This window comes from Streptomyces iakyrus, assembly GCF_000717055.1.
Taxonomy (GTDB): Bacteria; Actinomycetota; Actinomycetes; order Streptomycetales; family Streptomycetaceae; genus Streptomyces; species Streptomyces iakyrus.
On record NZ_JNXI01000053.1, the window covers coordinates 1 to 9,899 of the forward strand.

Here is a 9,899-nt window from a genome sequence, read left to right on the forward strand (position 1 = left end):
ATCTCGGCCAGCAACGAGCCGAGACTTCCGCGACAGCCGTGATCTCATGTCTGAGCAGCAAAAGTCGCACCTGAGGTTCGGAAAGAGAACGACCTCTAAAGCCGTGGAGCCGACTGCCCCAGCCACAGAGGGTTTCTCCCCACGAGTGCCCGCAGCCGCCGAGCGCGCCGCCGGGCGCGGCCAGCCGGGGCGAAGACAGGAGGCAGGCCGCGCCCGGCGGCGCGCGCCCGCGCCGTGCGCGGGCACTTGAACCAGTAGAGAAAGTTGTAACTCAGTCTGTGGCGCGGGGCGTGAAGTCGTATGCACAGGCTGGGAGATCGACGCCTTGGCGGTGGGCCAAGGGCAGGAAGACCACTGGTCGGATCGTCCATGTGATGCGGGTGCTGGCGTGTGTCAGAGAGACCATGCAGGCTTCCATGCGTAAGAGGGCTCGTCGGGTATCGATGCGGCCGTCGTAGAGCCAGCCCCAGGCCTCGTCGGAGGCGTCCGGGTCGAGTGCTGGTGAGATGGTGCGTAAGGCGACCGCAACCCACCTGTCGGCCTGTGGTGCCGAGTAGGCATCGAAGGATGCCCGGAGTGCCGGCTGCCCCGTCTCGTCGTTGACATCCTGCGTCCAGCACTCGCACCAGAAGCCCCGCTGGGGCTTGTCCATCAGCACGGGCGTCCTCCCGGCTGGGGGTCCGTGAAGAGTTCGGCTGTGACGGTGTAGCCGCTGTTGCTGCCGTGGACGATGACCCGGTGTGCGATGACGCTGACCATGCCCAAGCCGCGGCCGTGTACCGCGTCCACGCTCGGCTGCTCGACCTTCGGGGCGGTGCCCGCCCCTCCCTCGTCGGTGATCGACAGTGCGACCACCTTGGGGGAGACCGCGAGGGCCAGGTGGAAGCTGCCTACCCCGCCGCTCGCCGTGTGGAGAATCGCGTTTGCGCTCAGCTCGCTCACGATCAGTTCGGCGTCATCAGCCAGGGGAGACCCCCGCAGGATGTCCCGCGTCCAGCGGCGGGCCCGGCTCACCTCTTCCGGAAAACCTGGGCAAGTGAGTCCCCAGACCCGGGCGGTGCTCGTATACTCGTGCATACAAGTTCCTTCGTGCTGGTAGGCCGCCATGTGCAGCGGGTTCGGGCTAGACGAGTTTCACGCCGTCGTGGGCGCGGATGGCCGGCGGGGCTACAGCGTCCAATGCGTCCAGGACGCGGATCGCGTATGCCTCGTCGGCGAGTTCGATGACCTCTTCCCGGGTGGCCCAGCGCAGTGCGCGGGTCTCGTTCCCGGTGGTGGGCGTGCCGTCGGCGGCCTCACAGCGGAAGACCATGGAGACGATCAAGCCTTTCATGTTCTTGTAGATCCCGGTCAGGGTCGCGGGAAGCGCGATCTTGATGCCGGTCTCTTCGAGAACTTCGCGCTGAAGGGCCTCCGGGATGGTCTCCTCGCGTTCGAGGATGCCGCCCGGGGGTTCCCAGTGGCCGTTGTCGCGGCGCTTGATCAAGAGGGCGCGGTCCTGGTCGTCGACGATGACTCCGGCGACGCTCACGGAGTGCGGACGTTCGGTGCTCACGTTCCTCTGCCCTCTCGGATGGCTAGGCTCTCCACCGTAGCAACAAAGCTCGCCCACTCGTCTAGATACCTAAAGGAGTACACGTGCCCTCTCTTTCCTCCGGCCTCCTCGGCGACCTCGATCCGACGAGCGATCGTGCGGTCTTTCGGCAGATCGCCGACCAGCTGCGCGAGGCCATCGACCGTGGGCGATTCAAGGAGGGCGAAAAGCTGCCTTCGGAAGCGGAGCTTGTCGAGCATTACGGGGTTTCCCGTATGACGGTTCGAAACTCCTTCTCCGTCCTCCAGGGCGAGGGCCTGGTGCACGCCGAGCACGGCAAGGGTGTCTTCGTGCGACCACGCCCGCCTGTACGGCGTCTCGCCTCAGACCGGTTCGCCCGGCGTCATCGCGAGCAGGGGAAGTCCGCGTTCATCGTGGAGGCCGACGCCGCCGGCAGTCACCCGCAGGTGGACAGCCTGGAGGTGAAGGAGGAGAAGGCCAGCCAGGACGTCTCCACCCGGCTTGGGTCCGTGCGGCGGGTGCTGGCCCGGCGTCGCCGGTATCTGCTGGACGGGCGGCCGGTGGAGTTCGCCACCTCGTATCTGCCGCTCGACATCGCGCGCGGGACGCCGATCGCTGAGCCGAACCCCGGGCCCGGCGGCATCTACGCGCGGCTTGAGGAACTGGGGCACCGCCTCGACCACTTCGAGGAAGAGATCCGTGCCCGGATGCCCTCGCCCGACGAGGTCCGGACGCTGCGGCTGGCCTCTGGTGTGCCGGTCATTCACCTGATCCGGACCGCGTTCGACCAGGAGGGGCGGGCCGTGGAGGTCTGTGACACGGTCATGGCGGCGGACGCGTACGTCCTGTCGTACCAGCTCCCGGCGACGTGAGCGCCTGATCGGCGGTGGTGCGCGGGGCTGCCTGCCCGAACTCGTACACCCCAACAGGCTTACTCGTATAGACGAGTGGGCGAGTTGTGTGGCAAGGTGGTCGTCGTTCCCGGAGATCGGGTTCGAACCCCGCATCTTGTATAGACGAGTAGATGGGAAGAAGTCTTGCGCACCATCCGTGTAGAGACCTCCGCCGCAACGATCCTGCTGACCGAGGCACCCGAGCCCAAGGTCCGCGACCGACAGACCGGCGAGATCGCCAAGGACGCCACCAGCGGAGAGGCGCTGATGTCGATCGGCGTCGTCTACCTGGAGGACGGCGAGTCCTCGCTGATCAAGGTCACCGTTCCTGAGAGTGGAGTCTCCGAGGGGCTGACGCTCGGGGCTCCGGTCTCGCTGCCGGGGCTGGTGGCCCGCCCGTGGGAGAGCGTCTTCAACGGGCAGCAGCGGCACGGCATCGCGTTCCGCGCCGCCGCCGTAACCCCGGCCGCGTTCCCGGTCGCCACCGGGGCTGCTGCCTGATGACCGATCTGACGACGCTCCTGGAAGTGGGTGGTCCTGTCGCCGCACTCGGCGGCGGGGCCGCCTACGCCCGGGCCAAGCATCCCGGGGTGTACTGGTCCACGTTCGGCCTGCCGATATCCACAGCCCGGCTGCTCAGCTCGTACGGCTCGGTCATGGAGGCCTGCGGGCTGACTGTGGCTCCCTCCCGGCTGCGGATGCTGGCAGTCAAGGCCACCACTCGCCGTGAGGTCCGGCCCGTACCGCCGCGTCGGGGCATCATCCGCCCCACCTCGACCGGGCTTCGGCTTCGGCTCCGGCTCGCTCCGGGGCAGGAACCAGCCGACGTCGCCGCCTCGGCGGAACGGCTGCGGCACGCCTGGGGCGTTCACGCCGTGTACGTGACGACGGTCAAGCCCGGTGTGGTCGAACTACGGCTCGTCGGCTTCGACGTGCTGCGGCAGGTGCGTATGCCGCGCAAGGTGGACGCCGACTTCCTTCAGGTGCCTGTGGCTCTGCGGGAAGACGCCATGCCCTTCGTGCGCGACTACCGGGCCGTACCCCACCAACTCACCCTCGGCGCGACGCTGTCAGGCAAGTCCATGTACCTGCGGCACCTGATCGCTGGGCTCGCCCCTCAGCCGGTCGCCCTCGTCGGTATCGACTGCAAGCGCGGTGTGGAGCTGGCGCCATTCGCCTCCCGGCTCTCCGCGCTGGCGACCGACCCGGAGCAGGCAGCCGAGCTGCTGCCCGTGCTCGTGAAGGAAATGGAGGACCGCTACGACCTGATCAAGGCCCGGCAAGGCATCACCCCGGGTACCCCGGCTGAAGAGATCACCTCCGACATCTCGGGACTGCCCGAGTCCGAACGTCCCGTCCCCTTGGTGCTGTTCGTAGACGAGGTTGCTGAACTGTTCCTCGTCGCCACCAGGAAGGACGAGGAACGACGGGATGAGATGGTCACCCAGCTCATTCGCCTCGCCCAGCTCGGCCGCGCGGCCGGCATCTACCTGGAGGTCTGCGGACAGCGCTTCGGCGCCGAGTTGGGCAAGGGCGCCACCATGCTGCGAGCCCAGTTGACCGGCCGCGTCTGCCACAGAGTGAACGACGAAGCCTCCGCGAAGATGGCGCTCGGCGACATCGCACCCGAAGCGGTCTCGGCTGCATGTGCCATCGCACCTGAACGTCCCGGCCTCGCCGTGGCAGGTGACACCTCGGGCGGCTGGTCACGCATCCGGACCCCGTACCTGTCCCTCAGCGATGCGGCGGCGGCCTGCCGAGAGTCCGCACACCTGGTGCCGGACGTGCCTGTGCTCAAGCCCTTCCTGCCCGAGGTGGCCATACGGCCAGTCGAGTCTCCGGCCCCCGTCGCTGAACCCAGCCCGGCTACTACCGGCTGACTTCGTCCACCAACCCCGGTCGGCGTGACCGCCTCATGCCAGGTCCCTACCCCTCGCATGCCTGAACCCGGAAGGAGCCGCATCATGCGCGCCCAACTGGCCCGCGTTGACGCGGTGCTCGTCCAAGCCGTCATCGCCGCCGCGCTGTCCTTCGCCCACCTGCACGACATCGCCTCGGCGGCCGGACAGGACGGGTGGAAGGCGTGGGCCTACCCGATCTCGGTCGACCTGCTGCTCGTCGCCGCCTGGCGCCGACTGCGGTCCGGGGAAGCCAAAGCGGCCGGGTGGTGCTGGTTCGTCATCGCCCTCACCGCCTCCCTGGGAGCCAATGTCGCCACCGCCGGCCTCCTCGACCTGGACCACGTCCCGGCCTGGCTGCGCATCCTCGTCGCGGGCTGGCCTGCGGTCGCCTTCCTCGGCGGCACGCTGCTCGCGCACTCCGTACCGACAACGCTCCACCAGGCCGCCGACCCCGACAAGGACAACGAGGTCCACGACTCCGCGGAGGCACCAGAAGCCCGTCCCGAGCCGCCTGCACACCCGTCCGCCGAACAAGGCCCACCCCAACCCACCGACGAGCACGAGCCGCCCGAGCGTCCCGCCTTGCCCGTTCCGGCCGCCCTGGTCACCCACGCCCGCAAGGTCGCCGCCGAACACCACACCCGCACCGGAACACCCATCGACACCCCAACGCTCCGCGCCCGCCTCGGCGTCCCCGCACCCATGGCCGAAGCCATCGCCACCCACCTCTGAAGGAGACCTCGTGAGCGCCAATCGCCGCTTCCGCAACGTCGTCCGCATCGGCCCCGTCCGGGTTGGCACGTACTACGACGGCCGGGGCCAGGAGAAGCACACCGCAGCCTGCACCGCCCCGCGCTGCGGCTTCTCCACCGACTACGACGGCCGCGCCGCCGCCGAGCTGGCCGCCCGCACCCACCGCTGCCCCGTGCGCTGAAAGGACCCCGAAAACCGTGACCGTCAGCCTGCCGCTTGTCGTCGTCCTCGGTTTCTTCGCCTGGGGAGCAGTCAGGTTCCTCGGCGTCCGCGTCTGGATCGTCGTCCTGATCGCCCTCTTCGGCTTCTGGCTCTCCCGCACCTTCCTCGCACCCGCCATCGAGTCCGGCACGCGCTCCGGCGTGACCGTCATAAACAGCTCACACGCCTAGACGAGTAGATAAGGAGAGGCAACCGTGTTCCTCCCGAAGTACCCCGACAGCCCGACCCCGCCGCCCGCGCACACCCACACCCCGACCGAGTCGGCGCCCGTACGGCGCTTGCTCCCGTCGGTCTCCATCGATCAGAAGACCGTCGTGGCCCTGGTCGTCGGCGGGGTGGTCCTTACCGCGCTCCTCGCCGCCGTCGCCTTGACGGCCATCTCCGTTGCCGTGGCCGCCGTCGTCCTGCGCTCCATGCTCCGCGACCACCGCCGCTGAACCGCGCTGGCCTCCGGGGCGGCGGCACACGACCAAGCATTTCGCCGCCCCGGGGCCTGTTCCTCCCGACCGAGCCAGTCAGAAGGGGAATCGCCATCTTCACCCGCACCACTCCGGCCCCACTTCCGGAACTCGCGAACCTGGCCGCGCAGGGCACACTGCCGGGTATCCTCCGCCAGCTCTCCGGACTCGGCGGCTGCACCAACCCGATCCGCCTCGACGGCCACCGCACCGAGTACGACGTCGACACCACGACCGGCGAGATCGGCAACGTCCTCCACCGCCTCGACTCGACCAGCCTCCCGGCCGGACAGCTCCTCGTCCGCTGCAACAACCGCCGGACGACCCGCTGCGCCGCATGCGCAGAGGTCTACCGCCGCGACACCTTCCACCTGATCACCTCCGGCCTGCGCGGGGGCAAGGGCATCCCCGAACACGTCGCCGCACACCCGCGCGTGTTCGCCACCTTCACCGCCCCGAGCTTCGGCCCGGTCCACAACCGCCCCTCCAGTGGGCGCCCCTGCCGCTGCGGCACCCACCACGACCAGGACGACGAGGCACTCGGCACCGCGCTCGACCCGAACACCTACGACTACGAAGCCGCTGTGCTCTGGAACGCCCACGCCGGTCCTCTCTGGCGGCGCTTCTCGACCTACCTGCGCCGAGAGGTCGCCAAGCGCGCCGGCCTCTCCCAGCGGCGCTTCCGCGAGCACGCCCGCGTGTCCTTCGCCAAGGTCGCGGAGTACCAGAAGCGTGGCGCGGTCCACTTCCACGCGGTCATTCGCATCGACGGCCCCAGCGGCGGCGACACTCCACCCCCTGCTTGGGCAACCGCCGAGCTGCTCACGGACGCCATCCGTGCTGCCGCTGCCAAGGTCCGCGTGGACGGCCCGACTATCGACGGCCGCGCCCACACCTTCACCTTCGGTCGCCAGCTCGACGTACGCACCATCCGCTCGGCCGACTTTGACGGCGGCCAGGAGCTGACCGAACGGGCTGTCGCCGCCTACATCGCCAAGTACGCCACCAAGGGGGCCGAGACTGCGACAGGAGCTCTCGACCGCCCGCTCAAGTTTGCCGCCGAACTCGCCCAGCTCGACATCAGCGACCACGCCCGGCGCCTTATCCGAACCGCATGGTTCCTCGGCGTACGCAAGGACCTCGAACACCTCCGCCTGCGCGCCTGGGCTCACATGCTCGGATTCCGCGGCCACTTCTCCACCAAGTCCCGCCGCTACTCCACCACCCTTGGCGCCCTCCGCGACGCCCGCGCCGAATGGCGCCGTGCCCAAGCCGCAGCACCCAGCGGCGCCGAGCCTGAGACGACGTACGTCCTCGCGCACTGGGTCTTCGCCGGTACCGGCCTCTCGGACACCGAAGCCTGGCTGGCCGCATCTCTCGAACCCGCCCCCGGAACGGAAGGAGAACCGACATGGACCGCCGACGGGACGAACTGATGACTGTCCCGCAGATCCTCGCCGAGCTGGGCGGAGTGTCCCGCCGAACCTTCTACCGCTGGCGCGAGCTAGGGCAGGCTCCGGAAGCGATCAAGCTGCCGAATGGTGAGCTCCGCGTTTGGCGCAGTGACTTCGACGCCTGGCTCCACGGGCTCGCGGAGGCGGCGTGAAGTCGCATGACGTGAGGGTGTGGGGCATCCGCAAGCGGCCCTACAAGACGCCGTCCTATGACGTGCGATGGAAGGTTGCCGACGCCCCGCCGTTCTCCGAGACCTTTCGGACCAAGGCACTCGCCGACAACTTCCGCGCCAAGCTTCTTCGGGCTGCGCAGAAGGGCGAGGCCTTCGACACGGACACTGGTCTGCCGGACTCGATGGCACCCGTCAAAGCGTCCCGTACCTGGTACGACTTCGCACGGGCGTACGTCGCCATGAAGTGGCCGCACGCGGCTCCAAACTCCCGCGACAGCTTGAACGAGACGATGACACTCGTCACGACTCAACTGCTGGGTGATCGACCTGGGCGGCCTGATGACGACGTTTTGCGCCGTGCGCTGCGGGGCTGGGCTTTCGTCGTCCAAGCCTCGGACGAGGAAGCTCCGCCGGTCGACATCGCGAACGCTCTTCGCTGGGTGGCCAAGGCTTCGCTGCCATTGGCGACGATCAAGAATCCGGCAGACATCCGCCGCGTCCTCGACTCGCTCAAGCTCAAGCTGTCGGGCACTCCAGCGGCCGCAGAGACGGTACGGCGCAAGCGCGCGGTCCTCTTCAACGCCCTTGCCTACGCGGTAGAACTGGGGGAGCTTCCGGAGAACCCGGTCACGCTCGTGAAGTGGAAGCCTCCGAAGGTCACCAAGGAAGTCGACCGCCGGGTCGTGGTGAACCCTCGGCAGGCACGCGAACTCCTGGCCGCAGTCTCTTACGTCGGCGGCTACCGCAGAGCCCGTGGGCGGCGCCTAGTCGCGCTCTTCGCCTGCATGTACTTCGGCGGGCTCGGCCGGCGGAAGCTGTGGCGCTGCGTCGTCCGGACTGCACGCTGCCGGAGACCGGGTGGGGTTCGCTGATCCTGGAGAAGACCCGCCCGACCGTCGGGAAGCGCTGGACCGGGACCGGGGAGGTTCACGACAACCGCGGCCTCAAGAATCGCCCCACGAATGAAACCCGCATCGTCCCGATCCCACCTCGCCTCGTCCGCATGCTCCTCGCCCACATCGAGGAGTTCGGCACCGCCAAGGACGGGCGGCTGTTCGCCAACGAACGTGGGGGAGTGGTCGCCTCCACTACGTACTGGCGCGTCTGGGACGAGGCCCGGCACCTGGCGCTCACGCCGGAACAGGTGGCCTCGCCGCTGGCCGCTCGACCGTACGACCTGAGGCACGCCGCGCTCTCCTCCTGGCTCAACGCTGGCGTCGACCCCACCGAGGTTGCGGAACGCGCGGGCAACAGCGTCGAAGTGCTGCTGAGCCGGTACGCGAAGTGTCTCGACGGCCGCCAGGACGTCGCCAACCGCCGGATCGCCGAGCTCCTCGGTGAGGGCGACGGCCAGGAGGACGAGCCCGGCGACGGGACCTGATCCCGGCACACCTCCGACACGCGCACCTACGGCATGATGGCCCCTGGACTACGGTCCGGGGGCCTCGGCGTTTTCCGGCCCTGACCTGCGGATTCCTGGCCTGTGGCCAGTCCACGGATAGTCCACGGCGGCCGACATACAGCCGCTCCGAGCGGCATACGCCTGCACACACACGAAGACCCCGTCCCAGCGAAAGCGCTGATGGCGGGGTCTTTGGGCACCTCATCCAAGGTGCCCCCGGCAGGATTCGAACCTGCGCACACGGCTCCGGAGGCCGTTGCTCTATCCCCTGAGCTACGGGGGCGTGTTCGTCGCGTTGCTCGCGGCGACGGGTAGAACACTACCAGCTCCCTCGGGGTGGTCATGAACGGGTTTTCGCTGTCGGGGGCGGGGATGTCGGTCGCTCGTGCGGGGTGGAAGTGGGGAAAACCCGGACGCGATGGCCGGGGCCGACCTACTCTCGAGTTGTGCCAGGCGCGTCGGGCCGGGTGCTTGTTGTGGACGACAACAAGGTCATCCGGCAGTTGATCAGGGTCAACCTCGAGCTGGAGGGGCTGGAGGTCGTGACCGCGGCCGATGGTGCCGAATGTCTTGATGTCGTGCATCAGGTGCAGCCCGATGTCGTGACCCTCGATGTCGTCATGCCCCGGCTGGACGGGATCCGGACGGCCGCTCGCCTCCGGGCCGATCCGCGCACCCGCGACATGCCTCTCGCCATCGTCAGCGCCTGCGGGCACCACGAGGTCGAGGCCGGACTCGAAGCGGGCGTCGACGCCTTCCTCGCCAAGCCTTTCGAGCCCGCCGAACTGGTCCGTATGGTGCGGCAGTTGGTCGAGCGGGCCCGGAGCGAGGGCCGGCAGCGCGGCGGCTTTCGGGCGAAGGATCACGCAACGGGACACGTGACGGATCATGTGACGGGACACGCGGCAGAATGCGCGACGGAACGTGCGGTGGACGCCGGAGAACACGCCAAGGAAGTGGATCTGCCCGCCGTGCCGTAGGCGCGAGGCCCTAGGTGTGCTGTCCCGGGACGTTGGTGACAGGCGACACGCCTTGAGTGGTCCTTGAACGAGGCGAGGGCCTCTGGGTTCGGTGTGGATTGCGAAGTC

General features: G+C 68.6%; 14 protein-coding genes, 1 tRNA gene and 1 pseudogene. 11 read left to right on the forward strand and 5 right to left on the reverse strand.

Annotated elements, in window-relative coordinates:
* Nucleotides 1–271: 271 nt before the first annotated feature.
* From OO68_RS41110 to OO68_RS48180, 4 genes are read right to left on the reverse strand one after another with little or no spacing between them, the layout of a single operon-like run.
* Nucleotides 272–652: a hypothetical protein gene (locus tag OO68_RS41110; protein WP_033314626.1), complete on the reverse strand. Its 381-nt coding sequence runs from the start codon at nucleotides 650–652 to the stop codon at nucleotides 272–274.
* On the reverse strand, nucleotides 652–1,077 hold the full coding sequence (locus OO68_RS41115; protein ID WP_033314617.1) for an ATP-binding protein: 426 nt from the start codon (nucleotides 1,075–1,077) through the stop codon (nucleotides 652–654). The genes OO68_RS41110 and OO68_RS41115 overlap by 1 nt, the downstream gene beginning before the upstream one ends.
* 46 nt (nucleotides 1,078–1,123) lie before the next feature.
* The gene (locus OO68_RS41120; RefSeq protein WP_033314627.1) at nucleotides 1,124–1,531 is read right to left on the reverse strand and encodes an NUDIX hydrolase; all 408 of its coding nucleotides are present in this window, start codon (nucleotides 1,529–1,531) and stop codon (nucleotides 1,124–1,126) included.
* 20 nt (nucleotides 1,532–1,551) lie between these two features.
* Nucleotides 1,552–1,794 (reverse strand): hypothetical protein, encoded by a 243-nt coding sequence (locus OO68_RS48180; RefSeq protein WP_245237455.1) that lies wholly within the window; start codon nucleotides 1,792–1,794, stop codon nucleotides 1,552–1,554.
* Between OO68_RS48180 and OO68_RS41125 the strand changes: the two genes are divergently transcribed.
* From OO68_RS41125 to OO68_RS42835, 10 genes and pseudogenes are all read left to right on the forward strand, one after another.
* On the forward strand, nucleotides 1,708–2,427 hold the full coding sequence (locus OO68_RS41125) for a GntR family transcriptional regulator (RefSeq protein ID WP_233580483.1): 720 nt from the start codon (nucleotides 1,708–1,710) through the stop codon (nucleotides 2,425–2,427). The genes OO68_RS48180 and OO68_RS41125 overlap by 87 nt on opposite strands.
* A gap of 165 nt (nucleotides 2,428–2,592) precedes the next feature.
* Nucleotides 2,593–2,949 (forward strand): SCO3933 family regulatory protein, encoded by a 357-nt coding sequence (locus OO68_RS41130; RefSeq protein ID WP_033314618.1) that lies wholly within the window; start codon nucleotides 2,593–2,595, stop codon nucleotides 2,947–2,949.
* Entirely contained in the window at nucleotides 2,949–4,328 is a 1,380-nt protein-coding gene (locus OO68_RS41135) for an FtsK/SpoIIIE domain-containing protein (protein WP_033314619.1), read from the forward strand. The genes OO68_RS41130 and OO68_RS41135 overlap by 1 nt, the downstream gene beginning before the upstream one ends.
* Nucleotides 4,329–4,412: 84 nt before the next feature.
* Entirely contained in the window at nucleotides 4,413–5,081 is a 669-nt protein-coding gene (locus OO68_RS41140; protein ID WP_033314620.1) for a DUF2637 domain-containing protein, read from the forward strand.
* Between the two features lie 10 nt (nucleotides 5,082–5,091).
* Nucleotides 5,092–5,283, forward strand: a complete 192-nt coding sequence (locus OO68_RS41145; RefSeq protein ID WP_033314621.1) for a mobile element transfer protein — start codon at nucleotides 5,092–5,094, stop codon at nucleotides 5,281–5,283.
* A gap of 16 nt (nucleotides 5,284–5,299) precedes the next feature.
* A complete protein-coding gene (locus tag OO68_RS41150; protein ID WP_033314622.1) occupies nucleotides 5,300–5,494 on the forward strand; it encodes a hypothetical protein in 195 nt (64 codons plus the stop codon).
* A gap of 24 nt (nucleotides 5,495–5,518) precedes the next feature.
* The gene (locus tag OO68_RS41155; protein WP_033314623.1) at nucleotides 5,519–5,761 is read left to right on the forward strand and encodes a hypothetical protein; all 243 of its coding nucleotides are present in this window, start codon (nucleotides 5,519–5,521) and stop codon (nucleotides 5,759–5,761) included.
* A gap of 158 nt (nucleotides 5,762–5,919) precedes the next feature.
* Nucleotides 5,920–7,218 carry a replication initiator gene (locus OO68_RS41160; RefSeq protein ID WP_078625821.1) on the forward strand — a complete coding sequence of 433 codons (1,299 nt, stop codon included), beginning with the start codon at nucleotides 5,920–5,922 and terminating at the stop codon, nucleotides 7,216–7,218.
* A complete protein-coding gene (locus tag OO68_RS41165) occupies nucleotides 7,194–7,388 on the forward strand; it encodes a helix-turn-helix transcriptional regulator (protein WP_033314625.1) in 195 nt (64 codons plus the stop codon). The genes OO68_RS41160 and OO68_RS41165 overlap by 25 nt, the downstream gene beginning before the upstream one ends.
* Nucleotides 7,385–8,790 (forward strand): annotated as a pseudogene (locus OO68_RS42835) (tyrosine-type recombinase/integrase). Before OO68_RS41165 ends, OO68_RS42835 begins: the two are co-directional and overlap by 4 nt.
* Nucleotides 8,791–9,022: 232 nt before the next feature.
* Here OO68_RS42835 and OO68_RS41175 read toward each other — a convergent pair.
* Nucleotides 9,023–9,094, reverse strand: a tRNA-Arg gene (locus OO68_RS41175).
* 115 nt (nucleotides 9,095–9,209) lie between these two features.
* Between OO68_RS41175 and OO68_RS41180 the strand changes: the two genes are divergently transcribed.
* Nucleotides 9,210–9,791 (forward strand): response regulator, encoded by a 582-nt coding sequence (locus OO68_RS41180; protein WP_209442686.1) that lies wholly within the window; start codon nucleotides 9,210–9,212, stop codon nucleotides 9,789–9,791.
* Nucleotides 9,792–9,899: the final 108 nt, after the last annotated feature.

Bases quoted from the DNA above. Each gene is read 5' to 3' on its own strand.
- OO68_RS41110 (WP_033314626.1), bottom strand. From the start codon at position 652: ATGGACAAGCCCCAGCGGGGCTTCTGGTGCGAGTGCTGGACGCAGGAT.
- OO68_RS41115 (WP_033314617.1), bottom strand. From the start codon at position 1,077: ATGCACGAGTATACGAGCACCGCCCGGGTCTGGGGACTCACTTGCCCA.
- OO68_RS48180 (WP_245237455.1), bottom strand. From the start codon at position 1,794: ATGCTCGACAAGCTCCGCTTCCGAAGGCAGCTTTTCGCCCTCCTTGAA.
- OO68_RS41135 (WP_033314619.1), top strand. From the start codon at position 2,949: ATGACCGATCTGACGACGCTCCTGGAAGTGGGTGGTCCTGTCGCCGCA.
- OO68_RS41140 (WP_033314620.1), top strand. From the start codon at position 4,413: ATGCGCGCCCAACTGGCCCGCGTTGACGCGGTGCTCGTCCAAGCCGTC.
- OO68_RS41165 (WP_033314625.1), top strand. From the start codon at position 7,194: ATGGACCGCCGACGGGACGAACTGATGACTGTCCCGCAGATCCTCGCC.